At 61.5% G+C, this 21,816-nt stretch carries 23 protein-coding genes and 1 tRNA gene; 15 read left to right on the plus strand and 9 right to left on the minus strand.

Annotated features, from left to right (window positions below; genetic code table 11):
• The first annotated feature begins 62 nt into the window (after positions 1-62).
• Together FQV27_RS02860 and FQV27_RS02865 are read left to right on the plus strand one after the other, a co-directional pair.
• Positions 63-1,139 carry a Dyp-type peroxidase gene (locus FQV27_RS02860; protein WP_147096295.1) on the plus strand — a complete coding sequence of 359 codons (1,077 nt, stop codon included), beginning with the start codon at positions 63-65 and terminating at the stop codon, positions 1,137-1,139.
• Positions 1,132-1,932 carry a family 1 encapsulin nanocompartment shell protein gene (locus FQV27_RS02865; RefSeq protein ID WP_147096296.1) on the plus strand — a complete coding sequence of 267 codons (801 nt, stop codon included), beginning with the start codon at positions 1,132-1,134 and terminating at the stop codon, positions 1,930-1,932. Before FQV27_RS02860 ends, FQV27_RS02865 begins: the two co-directional genes overlap by 8 nt.
• Before the next feature lie 30 nt (positions 1,933-1,962).
• On the opposite strand, the gene cls is transcribed toward FQV27_RS02865, so the two are convergent.
• Positions 1,963-3,384, minus strand: a complete 1,422-nt coding sequence (gene cls / locus FQV27_RS02870) for a cardiolipin synthase (RefSeq protein ID WP_147096297.1) — start codon at positions 3,382-3,384, stop codon at positions 1,963-1,965.
• A 433-nt stretch (positions 3,385-3,817) separates the two neighbouring features.
• Here cls and FQV27_RS02875 point away from each other — a divergent pair, with 433 nt between their 5' ends.
• The 5 genes from FQV27_RS02875 (at position 3,818) to FQV27_RS02895 (ending at position 8,579) form a co-directional block, all read left to right on the plus strand.
• On the plus strand, positions 3,818-4,897 hold the full coding sequence (locus tag FQV27_RS02875; RefSeq protein WP_147096298.1) for a sulfate/molybdate ABC transporter ATP-binding protein: 1,080 nt from the start codon (positions 3,818-3,820) through the stop codon (positions 4,895-4,897).
• 10 nt (positions 4,898-4,907) lie between these two features.
• On the plus strand, positions 4,908-5,909 hold the full coding sequence (locus FQV27_RS02880; RefSeq protein ID WP_147096299.1) for a sulfate ABC transporter substrate-binding protein: 1,002 nt from the start codon (positions 4,908-4,910) through the stop codon (positions 5,907-5,909).
• A complete protein-coding gene (cysT, locus tag FQV27_RS02885; protein WP_147096300.1) occupies positions 5,906-6,751 on the plus strand; it encodes a sulfate ABC transporter permease subunit CysT in 846 nt (281 codons plus the stop codon). Before FQV27_RS02880 ends, cysT begins: the two co-directional genes overlap by 4 nt.
• Positions 6,752-7,576 (plus strand): sulfate ABC transporter permease subunit CysW, encoded by an 825-nt coding sequence (gene cysW / locus FQV27_RS02890; protein ID WP_147096301.1) that lies wholly within the window; start codon positions 6,752-6,754, stop codon positions 7,574-7,576.
• 64 nt (positions 7,577-7,640) lie between these two features.
• Entirely contained in the window at positions 7,641-8,579 is a 939-nt protein-coding gene (locus FQV27_RS02895; protein WP_147096302.1) for a pirin family protein, read from the plus strand.
• Positions 8,580-8,689: 110 nt separating this feature from the next.
• Here FQV27_RS02895 and FQV27_RS02900 read toward each other — a convergent pair whose 3' ends face one another.
• Positions 8,690-9,709: an LLM class flavin-dependent oxidoreductase gene (locus tag FQV27_RS02900; protein ID WP_147096303.1), complete on the minus strand. Its 1,020-nt coding sequence runs from the start codon at positions 9,707-9,709 to the stop codon at positions 8,690-8,692.
• A 637-nt stretch (positions 9,710-10,346) separates the two neighbouring features.
• The gene (locus FQV27_RS02905; RefSeq protein WP_147096304.1) at positions 10,347-11,246 is read right to left on the minus strand and encodes a LysR family transcriptional regulator; all 900 of its coding nucleotides are present in this window, start codon (positions 11,244-11,246) and stop codon (positions 10,347-10,349) included.
• 124 nt (positions 11,247-11,370) lie between these two features.
• Here FQV27_RS02905 and FQV27_RS02910 point away from each other — a divergent pair, with 124 nt between their 5' ends.
• The 3 genes from FQV27_RS02910 (at position 11,371) to FQV27_RS02920 (ending at position 14,029) form a co-directional block, all read left to right on the plus strand.
• A complete protein-coding gene (locus FQV27_RS02910) occupies positions 11,371-12,294 on the plus strand; it encodes an alpha/beta hydrolase (RefSeq protein WP_147096305.1) in 924 nt (307 codons plus the stop codon).
• Between the two features lie 64 nt (positions 12,295-12,358).
• Entirely contained in the window at positions 12,359-13,324 is a 966-nt protein-coding gene (locus FQV27_RS02915) for an alpha/beta hydrolase (protein WP_147096306.1), read from the plus strand.
• A 69-nt stretch (positions 13,325-13,393) separates the two neighbouring features.
• A complete protein-coding gene (locus FQV27_RS02920; protein WP_147096307.1) occupies positions 13,394-14,029 on the plus strand; it encodes an SDR family oxidoreductase in 636 nt (211 codons plus the stop codon).
• 258 nt (positions 14,030-14,287) lie between these two features.
• Here the strand turns inward: FQV27_RS02920 and FQV27_RS02925 are convergent, their stop codons facing one another.
• Together FQV27_RS02925 and FQV27_RS02930 are read right to left on the minus strand one after the other, a co-directional pair.
• Positions 14,288-15,067 (minus strand): SDR family NAD(P)-dependent oxidoreductase, encoded by a 780-nt coding sequence (locus FQV27_RS02925; protein WP_147096308.1) that lies wholly within the window; start codon positions 15,065-15,067, stop codon positions 14,288-14,290.
• 32 nt (positions 15,068-15,099) lie between these two features.
• On the minus strand, positions 15,100-15,354 hold the full coding sequence (locus tag FQV27_RS02930; RefSeq protein ID WP_147096309.1) for a hypothetical protein: 255 nt from the start codon (positions 15,352-15,354) through the stop codon (positions 15,100-15,102).
• A 213-nt stretch (positions 15,355-15,567) separates the two neighbouring features.
• On the opposite strand from FQV27_RS02930, the gene FQV27_RS02935 reads away from it, so the two are divergent.
• A complete protein-coding gene (locus FQV27_RS02935; RefSeq protein ID WP_147096310.1) occupies positions 15,568-16,470 on the plus strand; it encodes a LysR family transcriptional regulator in 903 nt (300 codons plus the stop codon).
• A gap of 245 nt (positions 16,471-16,715) precedes the next feature.
• Here FQV27_RS02935 and FQV27_RS02940 read toward each other — a convergent pair.
• The 4 genes from FQV27_RS02940 to pdxH form a co-directional block, all read right to left on the minus strand.
• A tRNA-Pro gene (locus FQV27_RS02940) sits at positions 16,716-16,792 on the minus strand.
• Positions 16,793-16,832: 40 nt separating this feature from the next.
• Complete coding sequence (locus FQV27_RS02945; protein WP_246132979.1) at positions 16,833-17,354, minus strand: DUF192 domain-containing protein; 522 nt, start codon at positions 17,352-17,354, stop codon at positions 16,833-16,835.
• Positions 17,351-17,899 (minus strand): cold-shock protein, encoded by a 549-nt coding sequence (locus FQV27_RS02950; protein ID WP_147096311.1) that lies wholly within the window; start codon positions 17,897-17,899, stop codon positions 17,351-17,353. Before FQV27_RS02950 ends, FQV27_RS02945 begins: the two co-directional genes overlap by 4 nt.
• A 176-nt stretch (positions 17,900-18,075) precedes the next feature.
• Complete coding sequence (pdxH, locus tag FQV27_RS02955) at positions 18,076-18,720, minus strand: pyridoxamine 5'-phosphate oxidase (RefSeq protein ID WP_147096312.1); 645 nt, start codon at positions 18,718-18,720, stop codon at positions 18,076-18,078.
• A gap of 58 nt (positions 18,721-18,778) precedes the next feature.
• Here pdxH and fabI point away from each other — a divergent pair, with 58 nt between their 5' ends.
• The 4 genes from fabI to FQV27_RS02975 all read left to right on the plus strand — a co-directional run bounded on the left by fabI (position 18,779) and on the right by FQV27_RS02975 (position 21,788).
• Entirely contained in the window at positions 18,779-19,615 is an 837-nt protein-coding gene (fabI, locus tag FQV27_RS02960; protein WP_147096313.1) for an enoyl-ACP reductase FabI, read from the plus strand.
• Positions 19,572-20,225, plus strand: a complete 654-nt coding sequence (locus tag FQV27_RS02965) for a LysE family translocator (protein WP_147096314.1) — start codon at positions 19,572-19,574, stop codon at positions 20,223-20,225. Before fabI ends, FQV27_RS02965 begins: the two co-directional genes overlap by 44 nt.
• A gap of 9 nt (positions 20,226-20,234) precedes the next feature.
• Entirely contained in the window at positions 20,235-20,741 is a 507-nt protein-coding gene (gene gpt, locus FQV27_RS02970) for a xanthine phosphoribosyltransferase (RefSeq protein WP_147096315.1), read from the plus strand.
• A gap of 180 nt (positions 20,742-20,921) precedes the next feature.
• Positions 20,922-21,788 (plus strand): PRC-barrel domain-containing protein, encoded by an 867-nt coding sequence (locus tag FQV27_RS02975; protein WP_147096316.1) that lies wholly within the window; start codon positions 20,922-20,924, stop codon positions 21,786-21,788.
• Positions 21,789-21,816: the final 28 nt, after the last annotated feature.

Genomic DNA, 21,816 nt, shown 5'->3' on the forward strand with positions numbered 1-21,816 from the left:
AAAACCAATATCCGGCGCGGCAAGCCCGCGCCGATCATCCCGCGACCCAGCCGAGGATTCCCATGCCGCCAGTCAATCTTCCCGGAAATGCCCTGCCCCCGGAAAGCCAGCCTGTGGAAAAGCCGCTGACCCGTGCGGCAATTTTCATCGTGGTAAACGTGAAGCCTGACGACAGATCGCTGGCGCAGTTCCGCGAGTTCTGCGGCAACCTCGCCTCGCTCATCCGTGCTGTCGGGTTCCGCAACCCCGATGCGCGGCTGACATGCATCGCGGGGATCGGTTCCGCGCTTTGGGACCGGCTTGACCAGCCCGAACGTCCGGCGGGGCTTCACCCGATGCGCGCGATCAGCGGCGTTTATGACGCCCCGTCAACGCCCGGCGACCTTCTGCTGCATATTCGCGCCGAGCGTCCGGATTTCTGCTTCGAATTCGCGACCGAGGCGATGCGCGCGCTTGGCGACAGCGTGGTGCTGGAGGATGAGACGCAAGGCTTCAAGTTCTTTGACAACCGCGACCTGCTGGGCTTTGTCGACGGGACAGAGAACCCCGAGGGTCAGGCGCTTGGCAATTCCGTGCTGATCGGGGCCGAGGACCCGGCCTTCATCGGCGGAAGCTACGTCATCACCCAGAAATACATGCACGACATGGCCAAGTGGAATGCCATCCCCGTCGAGCAGCAGGAGCGTATCATCGGGCGACACAAGCTGTCCGATATCGAATATCCAGACGACCAGAAGGCCCCCTACGCCCATAATGTGCTGACCAGCATCGACGATGCCGAAGGCCAGCAATTGCAGATCCTGCGCGACAACATGCCATTCGGAAGCCCGGCCCGGTCGGAATTCGGCACTTATTTCATCGGCTATGCGCGCGATCCGGCACGGATCGAACGCATGCTCGACAATATGTTCATCGGCGATCCGCCCGGCAATTACGACCGCATCCTTGATGTCAGCACGCCTGTCACCGGCAGCCTGTTTTTCGTGCCGTCGGCGACGCTGCTGGAATCGCTTGCCGATGCGGCGACGCCCGCCGACGCAGGCAAGACCGAAGGCGGCGGCGATCCGCAGACCGACGCAGGCGGAGCCTCCGGTTCACTGCATATCGGCTCCCTGAAACAGGAGAATCAGGATGAATAACCTCTATCGTGAACTCGCCCCCATCAGCGCAGGCGCATGGGACCAGATCGAGGACGAGGCCAAGCGCACGCTCCGCCGGTATCTGGGCGCGCGCCGTGTCGTCGATATGCACGGACCGGACGGCTTCGATCTCAGCGCGGTGGGGACCGGGCATATCAGCAAGATCGAACCGATCGCCGATGGGGTCGATGCGGCACAGCGCAAGGTCAGCCCGCTGGTCGAGCTGCGCGTGCCCTTCACCCTGACCCGTGCTGCGATCGACGATGTCGCGCGCGGATCGAACGATTCGGACTGGCAGCCGCTGAAGGATGCAGCCCGTCAGATCGCCCTGGCCGAGGATCGGCTGGTCTTTTACGGCTATCCGGATGCAGGGATCGAGGGCATCCTGCCCAACAGTTCGAACAAATCCGTGACGCTTCCAGCCGACGTTGCCGAATACCCCGAGGCGGTCGCGCAGGCGGTCAGCCAGTTGCGTCTGGCCGGCGTGAACGGTCCTTACGCGCTTGTTCTTGGGACGGCCGACTTTACGCAGGCCACAGGCGGTGCCGAAGATGGCTATCCGGTCGCGCGGCATCTTGCCAAGCTGGTCGATTGCGACGTGATCTGGAGTCAGGCGCTGAGCGGCGGGGCGGTCGTCACGACGCGCGGCGGAGATTTCGACCTTTATCTCGGTCAGGACATTTCTATCGGCTATCTCAGCCACGATGCCGAGACGGTGCAGCTTTACCTTCAGGAAACGCTGACATTCCAGATGCAGACCAGCGAGGCGGTCGTGGATATGCCGAAGCCCTGAGCGTGCCGGCCTGTCGGGCGGCGCAGAAGGTCACAGCACGGGGCCAAGGATCGCAAGCGCATTTTGCCAGATCCGGCGATGGACGGGCCAGGCGATGACGTCTGACAGCGTGACCTGCAGGCTGTCGGCAAGATAGCTTTCCTGACGCGCGCGGATCCTCGCGGTCATATCTTTGTCGTAAAGCAGGATATTGTTCTCGTAATTGAGGTCGAAGCTGCGGCGATCCATATTGGCCGAGCCGATCAGCGACACGCGCCCGTCAATGGTCATCGACTTGGTGTGCAGAAGGCCCGGACGGTATTCCCAGATCTTCACGCCAGCTTCCAGCAGATCCTCGTAATAGCTGCGGCTGGCCGCGCCGACCGCAAAGTCGTCGTTGCGGGCCGGGAAGATGATCGTGGTGTCGACCCCACGATTGGCCGCCGCACACAGCGCCGCCTGAATCGAACTGTCAGGGACATAATAAGGCGTGGTGACGAAAAGGCTGCGGCGCGCGGCATAGATTACGCTTTCAAAGGCCTCTGGCATTGCGGAATAGCGCGCGGTCGGCCCTGTGCCGATCACCTGCGCCGCAAAACCGGCGCGTCCCGGCGGAAGCGGTGCGCGCAGAAGATCTGACAGATCCTCGTCGGCGCTTTCCATCCAGTCGGTGGCGAAAAGATGCTGGTTCTCGCGGACGATGGGGCCTTCCAGCCGCATCAGGATATCGACCCAGGGCGCGTATTTCGCCTTGGGCAGAAAGGCCGGATCAGCGCAGTTCTGGCTGCCGCAATAGGTCACCGCATTGTCGATCACCACGATCTTGCGGTGATTGCGCAGGTCGATGCGCCCGTCAAACGCGCTCCAATGCGGTTTCAGCGCGGCCGCGGTCATGACGCCCGCCTCTGCCATGTCGCGCCATGCCGTACTGTTCAGCAAGTCCCGAGAGCCGATCGCATCGACAAGCGCACGGCACACCACGCCACGCCCGGCCGCACGCTTCATCGCGTTAATCACGCGGGTGCCGTTGTGATCGGTCAGCCAGATATAAAACAGCACGTGAACATGCTCGCGCGCCGCGTCGATATCCGCGACGATCTCGTCAATCCCGCTATCGGAGTCGGCCATGAGACGCGCCGAGTTCCCGCCGACGGGCGGATAAAGGCTGATCGACTGCCCCACCGCAAAAAGCGGCCGGTAGAGGGGCGGCACGTGTGGCGCGTATTCGGGCGCGTCCCATCCCGCAATTGTCTGAGGCAGCGGCAGATGGGCATAGATCCTGTTCAGCCGCGCAATGCGCCGCCGCCCGATGCTGGTGCTGCCGAACAGCAGATAGGCCACAGCGCCGACAAACGGCAGCACCAGCACGACCACCAGCCATGCCAGCCGCGAAACCGGCACGCGATGGCGACGCAGCAGGATATGAAAGCCGCAGACCGCAACCGTGAGGATGTGAAGCAGAAGAGTGTACATGATCGCCCATCCCGATACCTGACGTCGGCCCCTGGCAGGGCCAGACATGACGCAGTGTGCACGTCACCCGGTGACGCACAATGCCCGGTCAGGCAATTCCGCGCGACAGCGATTGCTGGTGGCGGACGTGCCGCGATGCCCGATCACGCAGGCGCCAAGCGATCATCCGAGGGGAGCCCGGATTTTCGAACACCAGATACATGTTCCCCAAAACTGCCGAGTTTCCGTAGCAGATAAGTAAATCATTGCGAAACACCCTTTCTATCGGGAATATTTCCCGCCCTTACGTATCCGCGCCGAATGCTCCTCCGTCCATCTGCGTCGTCGTGAACAATCTCCCGAACCGGCGGGCGAAAACCCATGGGTTTCGGGCCTGTCCTGCCTTGCCTCGCAGCGTTGCGGAAAATAGGTGCAGTCCGGACAAGAGGACGCCATGACCATTACCATCAAGGGCCTGACGAAAAGCTTCGACGACACCCCGGTTCTGCGCGGGATCGACCTGACCGTGCGCGACGGAGAGTTGCTCGCCCTGCTCGGCCCGTCCGGTTCGGGCAAGACAACCCTTCTGCGCATCATCGCCGGGCTGGAATGGCCCGATGCGGGTCAGCTTGTCGTCGCGGGCGAGGACTGGCTTGCGCTTTCGGCGCAGCAGCGGCGCATCGGATTTGTCTTCCAGCACTATGCGCTGTTTCCGCATATGACGGTGCGCGACAATATCGCCTTCGGGCTGAGTGTCCGCCCACGTGCCGCGCGTCCGGGCAACGCGGAAATCGCGCAAACCGTGGATGAATTGCTGAATCTGCTGCAGATCGAGCATCTGGCCGACCGTCATCCGGCCCAGCTTTCGGGCGGTCAGCGCCAGCGCGTCGCGCTTGGCCGCGCCCTCGCGATCCGCCCATCGGTCTTGCTTCTGGACGAACCCTTCGGCGCGCTTGACGCGGCGATCCGTCGCGACCTGCGGCGTTGGCTGCGCGAGGTCCATGAAAAGACCGGCTCGACCACCATATTCGTGACCCACGATCAGGAAGAGGCGTTCGAACTCGCCGATCGGGTTGTTGTGATGGGGGATGGCGAGATCCTGCAGATCGGCACGGCTGACGACCTTTATGATGCGCCCGCCTGCCCCTTTGTGGCCCGCTTCATGGGCGCTGTCGTGGAACTGCCGGTCAACATCAGTGACGGACGCGCCACGGCGCGCGGCCTTGATGCCAGCGCCTTGCCCGTGACCTCCGCGCCCGATGGGCCGGGCCGGCTGTTTCTGCGCCCTGACAGCATCGCGCTGATCCCTGATCCGGCAAGCCCGTGGCAGCTTTCGCGCAAGATCAGCACCGGGGCCGACCTGAGGCTGACGCTGCTTGGACCGGAGGGACAGGAAATCCCTGTCGATCTGCCCCGCCGCAGCGCGCCGCCGGTCGAGATCTCGCAGACCTATCGCCTGCGCCCGTCCGTCGGCGCATTGTTTTCCGACGATGCGGCCGGTGCGGCCGCCACGCCGATCCGACTTTCAGCCTGAGGAGCATCCCATGAAACACGGTCTTATCCGGGCCGCCGCCCTTGCCATCGGCATCGGCGCCGCCGTCCCGGCACTCGCGCAGGACAAGATCCTGAATGTCAGCTATGACATCGGCCGCGAGGTTTACGAGGCGCTGAACCCGCTGTTCATCGCCGACTGGAAGGAACAGACAGGCCGCGACCTGACCATCGACCAAAGCCACGGCGGCTCGTCAAAGCAGGCGCGCGCCATTCTGGAAGGGCTGCCGGCCGACGTCGTGACCTTCAATCAGGAAATCGACGTTGACATGCTGGCGAAGGGCGGGATGCTGCCCGAGGACTGGCGCACCAAACTGCCCAACAATGCCTCGCCCTATTACTCGCTGCCCAGCTTCCTGGTGCGCAAGGGCAACCCGAAGAATATCCACGACTGGTCCGACCTTGCGCGCGACGATGTGGCCCCGGTCTTCCCGAACCCGAAAACCTCGGGCAACGGACGCTATACCTATCTGGCGGCCTATGCTTATGGGCTGGAACAGAATGGCGGTGACGCGGCCAAGGCACAGGACCTCGTTCGGGCGATATTCGCCAATGTGCCGGTCTTCGACACCGGCGGACGCGCCTCGACCCAGACCTTTGCTGAACGCGAAATCGGCGATGTGCTGATTACGTTCGAAGCCGAAACCGGCGCCATCGCCCAGCAATACGCCGACAAGGGATTTGAGCGGGTCACGCCGTCGCTGTCGCTGTTTTCGGCGTTCCCTGCTGCGGTCGTGACCGAAAATGCGGACAAGAACGGCACGGAGGAGGTTTCCAACGCCTATCTGAACTGGCTTTACAGCCCTGAGGCGCAAGAGGTCATCGCCCAGAACTTCTACCGCGTGAACGATCCGGCAGTTGCCGAAAAGCATGCCGCGGAATTCCCCGACGTGAAGCTGGTGACCGTCGATGAGGTCTTCGGCGGCTGGGATGCGATCAATGCCGAGCACTTCGCCGAAGGCGGCATTCTCGACGAGGTCTTCGTCAACCGATGACCGAAACTGCGGCCCCCATTCGCGCCAAACGCGTCCTGCCGGGATTCACCCTGAGCCTCGGCACGACGCTGCTGTATCTGACCGTGATCGTTCTGATCCCGGTCGCGGCGCTTATCCTGAAGGGGGCCGAGATCGGCCCGGCACGGTTCTGGTCCATCATCAGCGCGCCGCGCGCGATTGCGGCCTTTCAGCTGACGCTGATCGCGGCGCTGATTGCGACGCTGATCAACGCAGCCTACGGGCTTCTGATGGCCTGGGTGCTGACGCGCTATGAGTTTCCGGGGCGCAGACTGCTTGACGCGCTGATGGATGTGCCTTTCGCGCTGCCCACAGCGGTTGCTGGCCTGTCGCTGACGGCGCTGTTTTCCGGAAATGGCTGGTTCGGTCAGGTGCTGGAACCGGCAGGCATCAGCATTGTCTATACGATCTGGGGGGTCGCCATTGCGATGACCTTCACCTCGATCCCTTTCGTCGTGCGGACCGTCCAGCCTGTGCTGGAGGATCTTGACCCCAGTCTTGAACAGGCAGCGCGGACGCTCGGCGCAAGCGAGGGCAAGATCTTCACGCGCGTCGTCTTTCCGCAGATCCTGCCCGCATATCTGGCCGGCTGCACAATCGCCCTTGCCCGCAGTCTGGGCGAATTCGGGGCCATCGTTTTCATTGCCGGCAACCTGCCCTTCAAGACAGAGATTGCAGCCCTTCTGGCGTTTATCCGGCTGGAGGAATACGACTATCAGGGCGCCTCGGCGATTGCGCTGGTGCTGCTGTTCTTCGCGCTCGTGCTGCTGGTCATATCGAACCGGCTGCAGGCCTGGGCCATGCGTTACCGGGGGGCAGAGTAAATGCAGAACCCGGCTTCCCTTCCGCGCCCCGGCTCTCGGCTTGTTCCGCGTGTCCTGATCGGCCTTGCGCTTGTGCTGACGCTCGTCATCGTCGTCGCCCCGTTGATCTATATCTTCACGCGGGCCTTCGCTGAAGGTGCCGCTGTTTACGCGAAAAACATTCTTGATCCGCTCACACTGCACGCGATCTGGCTGACGGCGCTTGTCGCGGTGATCGCTGTGCCGATCAACATTGCCTTTGGCATTGCCGCGGCATGGTCAATCGCGCGGTTCCGCTTTCCCGGCCGCAGCCTGCTTGTCACCGCCGTCGAGATTCCGTTCTCGATTTCGCCGATCATCGCGGGCATCTGCTATCTGCTGCTTTACGGTCGGCAGGGGCTGCTGGGCCCATGGCTGGAGGGTCATGATATCCAGATCCTGTTCGCGCTGCCCGGTATCGTGCTGGTGACGCTCTTCGTGACATCGCCTTTCGTCGCGCGCGAGGTGCTGCCGCTGATGCAGGCGCAGGGCAGCGAGCAAGAACAGGCGGCCGTCACGCTTGGCGCATCGGGCTGGCAGATTTTCCGGCGTGTGACCCTGCCAAATATCCGTTGGGCACTTCTGTATGGCGCGGTGCTTTGCACGGCGCGCGCGGTTGGCGAATTCGGCGGGGTCTCGGTCGTGTCGGGCAGCATACGCGGGCAAACAAATACGCTTCCGCTGCATGTCGAACTGATGTTCAACGACCTCAATGTCACCGGCGCATTCGCTGCCGCATCGACGCTGACGCTGATCGCGATTGTAACGCTGCTGTTGAAAGCCGCGCTTGAGGGCCGGCGCGGCTAGGCTGGCCCGGTTCTTGCCAGCCGTTCGTCATGGCCCTAGCGTCAGTAAAAGCGCCAGAGGCAGTATGAGCTGGAACCCCGCCCTGACACCCGGTTGCCCCGACGAAACAGGTGTCGACGCGATCGAGACGCTGATCATCCCGCGTGCCCGCGATCTCGGCGGCTTCGAGGTCAAGCGCGCCCTGCCCGCCCCGAAGCGGCAGATGGTCGGGCCGTTCATCTTCTTCGATCAGGCTGGTCCCGCCGAATTCCTGACCGGACAGGGGATCGACGTGCGCCCGCATCCGCATATCGGGCTGGGCACGGTGACCTATCTTTACCGGGGCGATTTTCACCATCGCGACAGTATCGGCAGCGATCAGGTCATTCTGCCCGGAGCGCTGAACTGGATGGTCGCGGGCAAGGGGGTGACGCATTCCGAACGCACCTCGGCGCAGGGTCGCAACGGGCCGCACAGCCTTTACGGCATCCAGACATGGATCGCCCTGCCCGAGTACCACGAGGAGATGGACCCGACCTTCGAACATCACGGAAAGGAAAGTCTGCCGCTGATCGAGGCAGAGGGCGTTTCGGCAAGGCTCATTCTAGGTAACGCCTATGGAGAGGCGGCGCCTGCCACGCTTTATTCCGAGACGTTCTATCTCGATGTCGTCCTTGCGCCGGGCGCACGTTTTCCCTTGCCCGACGATCACGAAGATCGCGGTCTTTACATCACCGAAGGCTCGGTCGCCGTCGCCGGACAAGAATTCGGGGCCGGGCGCATGATGGTCTTTCGCCCCGGCGACCGGATCACGGTGCTTGCGGGCGAAAACGGCGCGCGCCTGATGGCACTTGGCGGCGCGACGCTGAACGGGCCGCGCTATGTCTGGTGGAACTTCGTTTCGTCAAGCAAAGAACGCATCGACGAGGCGCGCGAGGCATGGCGCGATGCCAATTGGGGCAAGGGCATGTTCGACCTGCCAGACGGCGACCGCGACGAATTCACCCCTGCGCCCGAACGATAACGCAGGAAAGGGCGACGCCCGACCGCACAGGCAGGAACAGCAAAGGCCCGGCCGTTTCGGTCGGGCCTTCGGTTTTCATCCGGCCAGCATCGCGGGGCGTTATATCGCGCTCACCGCCAGCCAAGCGACGGCGCGACATGGCGCAGGATGCTGTCCAGCACGTGGACGTTATAGGCGACGCCCAGCATGTTCGGAACCGCCAGCAGCAGCGTATCTGCCTCGGCAATGGCCTCGTCCTGACGAAGCTGCTCGATCAGCTTGTCAGGTTCGTCGGCATAACCGCGCCCGAAGATCGACCGGGTCTGGTCGATGACGCCGACCTGATCTTCTTCCTTGCCGCCACGGCCGAAATACATCCGGTCCTCTGCTGTCATCAGCGCGAAGATAGAGCGGCTGACCGATACCCGCGGCTCGCGATCATGTCCGGCGGACTTCCATGCCTCGCGATAGGCGCGGATCTGGTTTGCCTGCTGGATATGGAAAGGTTCTCCGGTCTCGTCGGTCTTCAGGGTGGAGCTTTGCAGGTTCATGCCCATTTCGGCCGCCCATACCGCCGTCGCGTTGGACGCAGCCCCCCACCAGATCCGGTCGCGCAAGCCTTCGGAATGCGGTTCCAGACGCAGCAGGCCGGGCGGGTTCGGAAACATCGGACGCGGGTTCGGCTCGGCAAAGCCGTCGCCATCCAAGAGCCTCAAAAAGGTCTCAGCGTGGCGGCGCGCCATTGTGGCGTGGTCCTCGCCCTCCTGCGGCTGATAGCCGAAATACCGCCAGCCGTCGATCACCTGCTCGGGTGAGCCACGGCTGATGCCAAGTTGCAGGCGGCCGCCCGCGATCAGATCGGCGGCGCCGGCATCCTCGACCATGTAAAACGGGTTCTCGTAGCGCATGTCGATAACGCCCGTCCCCAGTTCTATCTTGGAGGTGCGCGCACCGGCCGCCGCAAGCAGCGGGAAAGGCGACGCGAGTTGACGCGCATAGTGGTGAACCCGGAAATAGGCCCCGTCGAGCCCGATCTTTTCCGCTTCCACAGCCAGTTCGATAGACTGCGTCAGCACATCAGCGGCGCTGCGCACCTGCGATCCGCGATCAGGCGACCAGTGCCCGAAGGACAAAAAGCCCAGATTTTTCATCGTCACACTCCAACTTCGGCCAGAGATTGGCCTGTTGCAGCCGATCTATGCATTCGGGTGGTGAGCTTACAAGATTTGCATAGCTCCCATGCCATGCCGAGAAAACGCCTGAATCTACCGAAGCTATGCTCTGTATCGCGGCAACTCTTTTCCAGATCGGAGAAGCATCGGCTTAGTTTTGTTGATAATTTGTAACTCTGTCACGCCATTCTGCTTCCGGATTCCACAATTCGTTTCCCGTCCCGAGAAACCTCTCGCGCTGCTCGCCAAGAAATCAACCCGTACTGAAGGCAAGAAAAAGCGCCGCCTTCGAGAAGCCAGAGCGCATGCATTCCGGGAACCCCAGCAGTCGATATTCGCCGGCGAGGCTTAGCTCTCGACCATCGACTTAGCCACATTGAATCTCTCGTTGTTCTCGCGTTCGAAAGCGTTCTGGCCTGGCAGCGTCCTGTCTTCGCGGCATAATGTTTTGCCATATGGCACATGCTGACCCGGTCGATGTCGGCGCAGAAAAATGGGGCAGGCTCACGGCCAGAACCGCCTTCGTTAAATTCTCCAGGGGGTTCACGTGCGTGATGTCCTCGGCCAACATCAAACAGCCGCTTGACCAGCCGTCACCAACTTCCGCGCATATCTCCTACCCACGCCAGCGCAGCGCTTCGACCAGAAGCTTGAACGCCGGTGAGGCGTTTCTGCGGTTGGCGTAATAGAGGTGATATCCGGGCAGGTCCGGGACGCGGGCGTTCAGAAGGCTGATCAGGCGACCGGCATCGATTTCTGTCTGGACGGTATCCTGCGGCAGATAGGCGAGTCCGTGCCCATCGAGGGCGGCGTCACGTATCAAGTCTATGGCATTCAGAGTCAGCGGGCCTTTCACGCTGACTGTGGTGATGTCTTTCTTGCCTTTACCCGTCAACGGCCAGGCAAAGCTCGTGCCAGAAGTAGGCAGGTGCAGGTTGATGCAACGATGCGCCAGCAGGTCTTCTGGCGCGCGTGGGGCAGCATTATTGGCCAAATAGTCAGGAGAGCCGATCACTGCCATCGGGATATCCGGCGAGATCCGTACAGCGATCATGTCCTTGGCAACCGAGGCACCCAGCCGGACGCCTGCGTCGAAGCGATCCGCGACGATATCGGCAAGGCCGTAATCGATGATCAATTCAACCTTGATGTCTGGGTTTTCGTGGAGCAGATCGCGGATACCCGGCAGGATAATCATCTTGGCAGCGTGCTCGACCGTGGTGATCCTGATGCGCCCGGCGGGGCGGTCGCGGAACTGGCCGAGGGCGGTGAGGCTTTCGTTGATTCCGTCCAGCATCGGTGCAACCCGCTGCAAAAGTTGCTCGCCCGCAGCGGTTGGCGCCACGCTGCGGGTTGTGCGCGACAGCAGGCGCACCCCCAGTCGCGCTTCAAGCCGCCGGATGATCTGGCTGATTGCGGATTGCGACATCTCCAGCCGCTTCGCAGCGCGGGTAAAGCTGCCTTCTTGGGCCACCGCAACGAAAACGGTCAGGTCAGCCAGTTCATCCCGCTTCACTTATCACCTGTATGATAGGGTCATGCCGATTTCAGTGTCTAATACATGCAACGGCGATGCGCCATATTGGCGTTATATCACCAGTCCGACTGTCCGGGTCGGTCGCATCTCGAAGGAGAACATCATGGACAAGATCAGCTTCAAGAACAGCAACAATCCAAGCATCGACATGTCAGCCGTCATCAACTACCCCGAAGGCTTCGACGGATCGAAATCCTATCCGGCGGTGATCGTCAGTCATCCTGGCGGCGGTGTGAAAGAGCAGACCGCTGGCACCTATGCCAGAAAGCTGGCCGAGCAGGGTTTTGTCACCATCGCCTTCGACCGCTCATATCAGGGCGAAAGCACCGGCCTGCCGCGGCAGACGGAAAACCCATCCGTCAGCACCGAGGATGTCAGTGCTGTGCTGGACCACCTGACGACGCTCGATTTCGTGGATAACAACCGCATCGGCGCGATGGGCATCTGCGCAGGCGCGGGCTACACCGCCAACGCCGCGATCAACGACCCGCGCATCAAGGCCGTGGGCACCGTCAGCGCCGTGAATATCGGCCAGATGTTCCGCAATGGCTGGGATGGCAGCGTCAAGGATGCCGATGCCGCGCCGATGATCGAAAAAGGCGCCGAGGCCCGGACCGCCGATGCCAAGGGTGGTGAGATGGCCCAGTTCCCGCTGGCCCCGATGAAGGAAGAAGACGCGCCGAACGAAGAACTGCGTCAGGCTTGGGAATATTACCACACGCCGCGCGCCGAATACCCGACTGCGCCGGGCTATATGACTGCCCGTAGCCTTGACCAGATCATCCCTTACGACGCCTATAACAAAGCCGAAGCCTTCCTGACCCAGCCCCTGCTGGTGATCGCAGGCTCTGACGCGGGCAGCAAATGGATGAGCGACGACCTGCTCGAACGCGCCGCCAGCAAGGACAAGGACCTTCACGTCGTCGAGGGCGCGAACCACATGGACATGTATGACGGCGAGAAGGAAATCGCCGAGGCTGTCGGCGTGCTGGCCCCGTTCTTCGAAAAGAACCTGAGCGGCAAGTAAGCCCATGGGCGCGGGCAGCAACGCCCGCGTCTTCACAGCAGACTTGAACTTTTAGGTGGCCGATATGGAAACCGTAAAATTCCGCAATCCTAATATGTATTGGGACATCGCCGCCGATATCCATTTCCCGCCGGATTTCGACGCATCGAACAGCTATCCGACGATCATCAGCGCCCACCCGATCGGCAGTTGCAAAGAGCAGACCTCGGGCAATGTCTACGGCACCGCACTGGCAGATGCTGGTTTTGTCGTCATCGCCTTTGACCGCAGCTTTCAGGGCTCAAGCGGCGGCGAGCCGCGATCCATTGAAGATCCTGTTCAGGCGGTCGAAGATTTCCGCCGCGTGGTCGATTACGCGGTGACGCTGCCTTACGTCGATGCTGACCGGATTGGTGTTCTGGGCATCTGCGGCGGTGGCGGCTATGCCATCAACGCGACCATGATCGAGCGCCGGATCAAGGCGCTTGGCACAGTGACTGGCGCAAACTATGGCCGTCTGATGCGCGGAAATTTCAGCAATTTGCAGCCGATCGCTGCATTGGAGGAGATGGCGAAGCAGCGCACAGCTGAAATGCGCGGCGCTGAAGTCAAGGTCGATGACCTGCTGCCCCCATCAGTTGAAGCGGGCAAAGAGGCCGGCCTCACCGACAGAGATATTCTGGAGGCAACGGATTACTATCGCACCCCGCGCGGGCAGAGGCCGAACGGGCTGAACCGCTCGGCCCCGTCGCATCAGGCGGCTGCCGTTGGTTGGGACGCATTCAACCTGGCCGAAGTGCTGATGACCCAGCCCATGTGCATCGTCGTCGGCGACAAGCCCGGTGCCTTTGGCGCCTATCGCGACGGCTGCGAGATCATCGAACGCGCGGCCTCGACCGAGAAAGAACTGGTCGTCGCCGAAGGCTGGTCGCATTACGATCTGTATGACCAGCCCGAGCCGGTCAAGATTGCGCTGGATAAGCTGATCCCGTTCTATCGCAAGCACCTTGGTGAGGGGGTTGCGAACAAGCAGGTGAGCGCTGCCGAGTAATCCCAAAAGCGCCAGCACGTCCGGCATTGGGCCTGCTGATCAAGTGAAATCCATCTAAGGGACGTTCCCATGACCAATGTTCTGATCGTCGGCGCCAGCGGCGCCATCGCGCGTCATGTCATCGCGTTTCTGCGCGGCAATGACAGCCTGAACACCACGCTTTACCTGCGCAACGCGGCGCGGCTGGCGGACCTCGACACGACCGCCATGCGGGTCGTCGAGGGCGACGTGACCGACACTGCCCGATTGACCGAGGCGATGCAGGGGCAGGATATCGTCTATGCCAACCTGACCGGCGATATGGATGTCATGGCACGCGTCCTGGTCGACACCATGGACGCCGAGGACGTCAAACGCCTGATCTTCGTCACTTCGCTTGGCATCTATGACGAGGTGCCGGGCAAGTTCGGCGAATGGAACCGGCGCGAGATCGGTGCCTATCTGCCGCCCTTCCGCCGCGCCGCCGATCTGATCGAGGCATCGGATCTGGACTATACCATCCTGCGCCCCGCATGGCTGACCGATAAGGATGACTTGGCCTATGAAACCACCACCCGCGACGAGCCCTTCGAAGGCACCGAAATCGCCAGAAAGGCCGTTGCCGCCTATATCATGACGCTGCTCGAAGATCCGAGCAAGGATATCGGCGGAAATATCGGGCTGAGCAAACCTGGCACAGACGGCGACAAACCGGCATTCATGTAAAATCCCCGACACCGGCCTTCGTCCTGCGCCATCTTAATCATCCGGCTGTCGCCGTCGGTGTGCCGGCAAAACATGCTCTCAACGTCACACACAGAAACCAGTCCCGTTCGAGATCAATACAGGCCGCACGAACGATAGGCTTGGCGTTTGCTGCCTTGCAGAAAAACCCTTCATGGAAATCTGATGGGGGCGGCTTCTGTATTGAACCGCCTGCCGCCAGATCGTGTCTGCCGACAACACGCATTTTCCTAAGCACTCTCACGTGGGCCGCGCCATTTTGGCGTGACGTCTGGCCTTTTCCTCTTCACTCATTCGCTTGTGTTCGCGACCGGCTTCCTGCGTCGCCTCATCACCACCGATCAGGCTGGTCGTCCCAGCCATCAGCGCATCATAGCCCTGCCGTGCAACCTGAGCCGGATCATTCTTCCAGCTATTGTCGCCGAACCCGGTCGATCCCATTCCCGCGCGTGCGTGGAAATCAGTGGCCGTCGCGCCGGGATGCAGGATCGTGATCTGGACACCGGTGCCGACAAGCTCTTCGCGGATGCTGTGCCCAAACGAGGTCAGAAAGGCCTTGGATGGACCATATACGCTTTCATAGGGCGTCGGCGTGGTTGCCGACAAGGAACTGACTAGCAGCAGCTTGCCGCCACCGTTAGCCGCCATTGCGGGAAGGAATACATGCGCCATGCGGACCGGGGAGATGATATTCAGCGCGATCAGCTGCAGGTGACGTTCCAGCGGGATATCAACGAACGCTCCACCGATTGCGATGCCCGCGCTGAAGACGGCGATGTCCAATGGGCGGCCGCTGTTCTTGACGGCATCGATGACCGTGTTGGTTCCGTCCTCGGTGGCGAGATCAGATTGTACGGGTGTTACATCGACGCCAATCTGGCGCAATTCCTCTGCAGCGCCTTTCACCCGGTCGCTCGATCCTGTGATGATCAGGTCATGGCCGTCCCTGGCCAGAAGCCGGGCGAGTTCGAGACCGATCCCGGCCGATCCGCCGGTGACAAGGGCAAGTGGGTTGGTCATCGGAAATCTCCTTCATTGTCGTGAGTTCAGGCTTACTTCGTCATCCGATCGGCGAAGCGTGCCTTCCAGCCGGGATGCCAGCGAGACAGCGCAGGGCGGCTCTGGATCATGTCTTCAGTCGCGCAACGCATGCGCTTGGCGCCGAGTTGGGGTGTGACTTCATTGTCGGGGCAGATGACGTGGAAATTCTCCTGTAGCAGGCGGGCGATGAAGCAATAGAGCAGCTGCGCGGCGCTCCACGGTGCACCGGGCTTGGTGCTTGTTGGCTGAACGCCGGCGAAGTTCATCGGTGTCCATGTGTATCCCGGAACCAGCAGATGGGCCGAGACGCGGCCACAGGTAGTACTGCGCAGAGCTCATGCTCCAACTGCTCGGTCAGCGCCTTGGGGCCGGCCTTTCTGACCGAATAGGTAGCGGCGGCGGCACCAGTTGGTAAGTTGATTAAAATCGTACGCGATGTTCTATTTATGTGAACATTCTTCAAGTCTGGATGCTGTCTCATGGCCCGACGTCTCAGCCGAACCGATCTGGGCGATCTGAACCTGTTCCGGGTGGTCGCCGAAACCGGCGGCTTCCGAAAGGCGGCGAAAGAGCTGGACATGTCGCCCTCGGCCGTCAGCCACGCCATGCGCGGGCTGGAAGAACGGCAGGGTGTGCGCCTGTTCAACCGCACCAATCGCAGCGTGACATTGACGCCGGCGGGGCGGGATCTGCTGGCCGAGATTCAGGCGGGCTTCACCGCCATCGAAACCGGGCTGGAGGCGCTGAACCAGTATCGCGAAAGGCCTGCCGGGCATCTGCGGATCAATATTCTCAGCGATGCCGCGCGGCTGATCGTCGGGCCGGTGCTTGCCGATTATGCGCGGACCTATCCGGATGTGCGGTTGGAAATCGTGGTCGATGATCGCATGGTCGATATCGTCAGGGACGGTTTCGATGCCGGCATCCGCTATGGCGGCACGGTGCCCGAAGACATGATCGCCATTCCTCTCGGGCCGGAACTTCGCTGGGTCATGGCCGCATCACCGGACTACCTATCTTCCGCGCCGTCGATGGACACGCCTGACGATCTTCAAAACCACCGTTGCATCACGATGCGCATGGGCAACGGACAGGTCTATCACTGGGAGCTTGAGCGCGGCGACGAAACGGTCACCTTCACTTATGACTGGCCGGTGATCGCGAATGATACGGTGACAACGATCGAATTCGCGGAGTCTGGCGGCGGCATCTGCTACACGCTGGAAGAACGCATTCGCGCACAGTTGACGGATGGGCGTCTTGTCGAAGTGCTGCCGAAATGGTCGTCAATGGGACCCGCCTTTCATCTCTATTACCCCAGCCGAAGGCAGTTGCCCGAAGCCCTGCGGGCGCTGTTGCGGATTATCCAGAGTGCCAAATGAGTGGCAGGAAAGACAGAAAGTAGCGTCCAGCGGTTTCCCGAACTGCATGGCAAACATGCGCGATGCACGAATGAGCAGTTCAGAGCTTTCAGGTCGCACATAGATCAGACCGATTAATGTCTGCAGCGGGCCGATCGGCATCCAAACAGTCCCTCTCGCCGTCTCAACAACTCAAGTCGAGCAACTTTGCTGCAAAACCCATATCCACATCAATTGGACTGGCGCGCGGCAAAAATGGGGGAAGATGGTCGGGGCGAGAGGATTCGAACCTCCGGCCTACGGTACCCAAAACCGTCGCGCTACCAGGCTGCGCCACGCCCCGACGGGCTGCTTCTAGCGCCAGATCGGCGCGGGCGAAAGCCCTATCCGCACGGAATCGCCGCGCGTTTCTGATCCAGTCGCGGATGGGCCATTGCCATACCGGGCTGAAGACCCATACGGCCCGCGCCACCGCCTGCGACCTCCAGCACCATCAGCCGTTCGGGGGAAGGATCATCCGGCGCAGCGCCGGGAACGGAAGTCAGATCCAGAGGAACTGCATTCGGATGGATGTGACGGATCACGCCGCGATCGTCCATGAACACCATATCCAGCGGAATCAGCGTGTTCTTCATCCAGAAAGAAACAGTCTGCGGCGAATCGTAGATAAACAGCATCCCCGATTCGGGCGCGAGACTCCGGCGCGCCATCAACCCCTGCGCACGCTCCGCCGGGTCGTCGGCGATTTCAACGCGAACCTGCTTGCCGACGGCTGGAAACTGCGCAAGGCCCGCATCGCAGACCGGCGCTGTCGCCCCTGCGTTAGCCGGGGCTGCAAGGCCCAGCACCATGGCAAGCAGCAGGCTTCCCGACATCATGCCGGGCCGCACTGGTCTGCGGGTCATTCCTGCGACCCGGAACTGTCGCTGCCGCCGCGTTCCCAGGGCGCGATCTGCGCCGCCATCAGGCCACGCCGGCCATCGACCACCCGCAGCGCAACCGCCTCGCCAACGCCGAGATCGGCCAGCCCGGAATGGCGCAGGACTTCGCAATGAAGGAAGACATCGCCGCTTTGTCCGAACAGATTGGCAAAGCCGAAACCCTTTGACTTATCGAACCATTTCACACGCGCAGGTTGAAATGGCAGTGTCGCCAACACTTCGGGAGGCGTGTCTGCCAGATCGCTGATCGGGGCAACGCCCTCGGTTTCGGGTGGCTCGATCGAGATGATCTTCACCGCCTGAAGCCCGCGCGCCGTCGGCTGGACCAGCACATGAATGCGCGCACGGTCAGCAACCGAGCCCTGGCCAAAATTGCGCAGGACATTGGTGTGCAGCAGGATATCCGGACCGGATTCGTCGCTTATTATGAAGCCGAATCCACGGGCCGGATCGAACCACTTAATCGTTCCGCTGACTTCTAGAACAACACTGTCGTCTGCTATCGCCATACTACCGCTTCATTCCGCGCCGGACATTGCCACGACGCATTCGAACACACCTGACCCGACTCATCGCGGGATACTCACATATGTAGCACTTTCCGTCCCCATCAAAATACATAACTTGACGTAACGTAAAGCATATGCAAGCCCATACATTTCAAGCATATGCGATTTTATACAGTTTACGGAGACAACCGTTCGACGTTCCAGACGGTCGATCCCGGCTGATCCCCGGAACCTGAGCGAACGTGCTTGACCCATTGGAAGCGGTCATGCAAGCGAAACGCGCCGTCACTCCAGAACTCAATCTGAACGGGGTCGATGCGAAAGCCACCCCAGAACGGAGGTCGCGGCGGATTGACGCCCCATTTTGCGCCCTGACGCGCCACTTCGACCATCAGCGCCGCGCGTGACGCGACCGGCCGGCTCTGCGCGGACGCCCACGCTCCGATGCGGCTTTGCAGCGCGCGACTGGCGAAATAATCGTCGGCTATCGGGCCGTCCTCGCGCGTGACGGTGCCGCGCACACGGATCTGGCGGCGAAGCGATTTCCAGTGCATCACGAAGGCAGCCTTGCCGGTCGCGCTGATCTGGCGGCCCTTGGCGCTGTCATAATTCGTATAGAAGACGAATGCGCCCTGCCCGTCGCCAAAGGATTCGATGTCCTTGAGCAACACCATGCGCGCATCGGGCATGCCATCCGCATCAACGGTTGCAAGCGCAATCGCATTGGCGTCGTTGGGTTCGGACGCCTCTGCTTCGGCCAACCAGGCCCTTGCAATCAGGAACGGATCTTCGCCTGCAAATATGCCGTCTCGTGCGCTCATGCTTGATGCCTCCTGGGCTTTCGCCTAATCCTGCCAAAAAGGTAAGACGGAGAGGGGCATGTCAAGCAGCGAACGCAGCGGGCTGATGGATGGCAAGCGCGGCCTCATCATGGGGCTGGCGAATGACAAATCCATTGCCTGGGGGATCGCCAAGGCGCTCGCCGATCAGGGCGCGGAAATCGCGCTGTCCTATCAGGGCGATGCGATGAAAAAACGGGCCGAGCCCTTGGCGAAGGAACTGGGCAGCAATCTGCTGTTCGATTGCGACGTCTCGAAGGAGGAGTCGGTCGCAGCGATGTTTGCGGCCATCGGCGACGCCTGGGGAAAGATTGACTTCCTCGTCCACGCCATCGGCTATTCCGACAAGGAACAGCTGCGCGGCCGATATGTCGATACGACACACGAAAACTTCCTGAAAACGATGGATATTTCGGTATATTCCTTCACCCTGGTCGGGCGATACGCCGCGGCTATGATGCCGGAAGGCGGCAGCATGGTGACGCTGACCTATTACGGCGCTGAACGCGTGATGCCGCATTACAACGTGATGGGCGTCGCCAAGGCCGCGCTGGAGGCATCGGTGCGGTACATGGCCGAGGATCTGGGCAAGGAAAATATCCGCGTCAACGCGATTTCTGCCGGGCCGATCAAGACACTCGCAGCCTCGGGGATCGGGGATTTCCGCTATATCCTGAAATGGAACGAGCTGAACTCGCCGCTGCGGCGCAACGTGACGCAGGACGAGGTCGGCAAATCAGCGCTTTATCTGCTGTCCGACCTTGGCAGCGGTGTCACCGGAGAGACACATCACGTTGATGCTGGCTATCACCTTGTCGGCATGAAGGCGGTGGATGCGCCGGATATCGACGTCGTGTCTGGCCGCAAGGACGCCTGAGCTGGGCGGCGCAGAACCCTATCTGGCGCTGATCGGGCTGATTACGGTGGCACTTCTGTCGCCCGGCCCCGCGATTGTCGCGGCGATCCAGACCAGCTTTTCGCGCGGACGCGAGGTCGCCCTGCCCTTCGGGCTTGGCCTGGCCTTCGGCGCGTCGCTCTGGTGCCTGTTCGCCCTTGCCGGGCTTGCGCTGCTCTTCAAGACCTATCCGCCGGTCTATCACGCCGTTAAGCTGTTCGGCGGGATCTATATTCTTTGGGTCGCCTATGGAATGTGGCGCGGGGCGGCGCACCCGCTGCCTGAAGCGGCCGAGAAGAAGTTCGGGCGCGGTTTCATCGGCGGAGTTCTGCTTAACCTGTCGAACCCGAAACCCGCGCTGTTTTACGCCGCGCTGATCCTCCGGCTGTTTCCCGGCCCGCTGAGCGTGACCGATAATACCTCGATCTACGCGACGGCGCTTGCGACCGAGCTGTTCTGGTATGCGACCGTCACCATCGCGATGTCGACCGCGACAATGCGGCGACGCTATTTCGGGGCGAAATTCTGGATCGACCGCACCGCTGCGATTGCGCTATTCGCACTGGGAATCATGCTGATCGTCAAAAGCTGAGAGGAACGAATGACCGACGCCGACCGCCTGCCGCATGAAAAGGGTTTCCACGTCAGCTGGGACCAGCTTCACCGTGACGCCCGCGCACTCGCCTGGCGCCTTGACGGGCGCGAATGGCGCGCCATCGTCGCCGTCACGCGGGGTGGCATGGTCCCGGCCATGATTGTCGCGCGCGAGCTGGACATCCGCACAATCGACACGATCTCAGTCAAATCCTACAAGGGTGTCGGCGCGGAGGCGGGCCAGAACGATCTTCAGATCCTGAAGCAGCCCGACACGGAGCTGATGCGCGATGGTGACGGTATCCTCGTCGTTGACGATCTGGTCGATTCCGGGCGCACGCTGGAGTTGATCCGCGCCATGTATCCCAAGGCGCATTTCGCCACGGTTTATGCGAAACCAAAGGGTAAGCCGATGGTGCAGGACTATGTTACCGAAGTCAGTCAGGATACCTGGATATTCTTCCCATGGGACATGGCGCTGCAATATGTGCGACCCTATCGCGGCGATGACTGATCCTGTAATCATCTGATTACAGGACATATTCCGGAGAGTTGCTGAAAAAGCAGGCTACACGGTCGAAAATTTTGGCCCGCAACTGACATCAATCAAGGGAACCCGAACGACCAGTTCGGGATTGATTGCCCGATACGGATGCAAATGCGTCATCCGTGACATGATTGAGGAGATGATCATATGCGTAAGATCTTGCTGACCACCGCCCTCGTGCTGCCGCTTTCGGGTTTCGCCTATGCGCAAACCGCTGAAGCTCCGGCGGAAAACGCGGCCGATCAGGCAGCGCAGGCGGCCGAGAACTCTGCCGACGCGGCCAATGATGCTGCAACCGACGCTGCAGATGCTGCCGCGACCGCTGCAGACGACGCGGCCGAAGCTGCTTCTGACGCTGCGGACGCCACCGGCGATGCGGCTGCGGATGCGGCGGACGCCACCGCCGACGCTGCAAACGATGCCGCAGAAAGCGCTGACGCCGCTGCAGATGCCAGCGCGGATGCCGCTGCTGATGCAGGCGACGCTGCGATGGAAGGCGAAGCGGCTGCTGATGCCGATGCTGCCGAAGCAGCAGCACTCGAAGCAGAAATGGCCAGCAGCGACAAGATTGTTCGCGAGCAGGCCGGCAACGAGCTGCGTGTCGATTGGATCACCGGCGCGAATGTGACCTCGCCCGATGGCACCGCTGTCGGTCAGGTCCGCGACCTGATCGTCGATACCGACAATGGCCAGCTGATCGCTGCGATCATCGGTGTTGGCGGTTTCCTCGGCATCGGTGAAAAGCAGATCGCCGTTCCGCTGGACCAGCTCAGCATCAACTATGATGCAGAAGAAATCACGACCGAGCTGACCGTGGACGAGGCGAAAGCCGCCCCGGAATATGTCTTCCGCGAGCGTGCTGCTGCCCCGGCGCCGGCCCCTGCTGATCCGGCGGCACCTGCTGCTGACCCGGCTGCTGCGCCTGCCGATCCGGCCATGGCACCTGCCGATCCGGCTGCCCCGGCTGACCCGGCTGCACCTGCCGATCCGGCAGCGCCCGCACCGGCAAACTGATAGGGTGCACGACCTTCACGGAAAGGGC

The organism is Paracoccus aurantiacus (assembly GCF_007993065.1).
GTDB classification, from domain to species: Bacteria; Pseudomonadota; Alphaproteobacteria; order Rhodobacterales; family Rhodobacteraceae; genus Paracoccus; species Paracoccus aurantiacus.

Coding starts and splice junctions, on each gene's coding strand:
- FQV27_RS02975 (WP_147096316.1), top strand. CDS start 20,922: ATGCGTAAGATCTTGCTGACCACCGCCCTCGTGCTGCCGCTTTCGGGT.
- FQV27_RS02875 (WP_147096298.1), top strand. CDS start 3,818: ATGACCATTACCATCAAGGGCCTGACGAAAAGCTTCGACGACACCCCG.
- FQV27_RS02880 (WP_147096299.1), top strand. CDS start 4,908: ATGAAACACGGTCTTATCCGGGCCGCCGCCCTTGCCATCGGCATCGGC.
- FQV27_RS02860 (WP_147096295.1), top strand. CDS start 63: ATGCCGCCAGTCAATCTTCCCGGAAATGCCCTGCCCCCGGAAAGCCAG.
- gpt (WP_147096315.1), top strand. CDS start 20,235: ATGACCGACGCCGACCGCCTGCCGCATGAAAAGGGTTTCCACGTCAGC.
- FQV27_RS02865 (WP_147096296.1), top strand. CDS start 1,132: ATGAATAACCTCTATCGTGAACTCGCCCCCATCAGCGCAGGCGCATGG.
- FQV27_RS02920 (WP_147096307.1), top strand. CDS start 13,394: ATGACCAATGTTCTGATCGTCGGCGCCAGCGGCGCCATCGCGCGTCAT.
- pdxH (WP_147096312.1), bottom strand. CDS start 18,720: ATGAGCGCACGAGACGGCATATTTGCAGGCGAAGATCCGTTCCTGATT.
- FQV27_RS02895 (WP_147096302.1), top strand. CDS start 7,641: ATGAGCTGGAACCCCGCCCTGACACCCGGTTGCCCCGACGAAACAGGT.
- cls (WP_147096297.1), bottom strand. CDS start 3,384: ATGTACACTCTTCTGCTTCACATCCTCACGGTTGCGGTCTGCGGCTTT.
- cysW (WP_147096301.1), top strand. CDS start 6,752: ATGCAGAACCCGGCTTCCCTTCCGCGCCCCGGCTCTCGGCTTGTTCCG.
- FQV27_RS02925 (WP_147096308.1), bottom strand. CDS start 15,067: ATGACCAACCCACTTGCCCTTGTCACCGGCGGATCGGCCGGGATCGGT.
- FQV27_RS02930 (WP_147096309.1), bottom strand. CDS start 15,354: ATGAACTTCGCCGGCGTTCAGCCAACAAGCACCAAGCCCGGTGCACCG.
- cysT (WP_147096300.1), top strand. CDS start 5,906: ATGACCGAAACTGCGGCCCCCATTCGCGCCAAACGCGTCCTGCCGGGA.
- FQV27_RS02935 (WP_147096310.1), top strand. CDS start 15,568: ATGGCCCGACGTCTCAGCCGAACCGATCTGGGCGATCTGAACCTGTTC.
- fabI (WP_147096313.1), top strand. CDS start 18,779: ATGTCAAGCAGCGAACGCAGCGGGCTGATGGATGGCAAGCGCGGCCTC.
- FQV27_RS02945 (WP_246132979.1), bottom strand. CDS start 17,354: ATGACCCGCAGACCAGTGCGGCCCGGCATGATGTCGGGAAGCCTGCTG.
- FQV27_RS02965 (WP_147096314.1), top strand. CDS start 19,572: ATGCGCCGGATATCGACGTCGTGTCTGGCCGCAAGGACGCCTGAGCTG.
- FQV27_RS02915 (WP_147096306.1), top strand. CDS start 12,359: ATGGAAACCGTAAAATTCCGCAATCCTAATATGTATTGGGACATCGCC.
- FQV27_RS02950 (WP_147096311.1), bottom strand. CDS start 17,899: ATGGCGATAGCAGACGACAGTGTTGTTCTAGAAGTCAGCGGAACGATT.
- FQV27_RS02900 (WP_147096303.1), bottom strand. CDS start 9,709: ATGAAAAATCTGGGCTTTTTGTCCTTCGGGCACTGGTCGCCTGATCGC.
- FQV27_RS02910 (WP_147096305.1), top strand. CDS start 11,371: ATGGACAAGATCAGCTTCAAGAACAGCAACAATCCAAGCATCGACATG.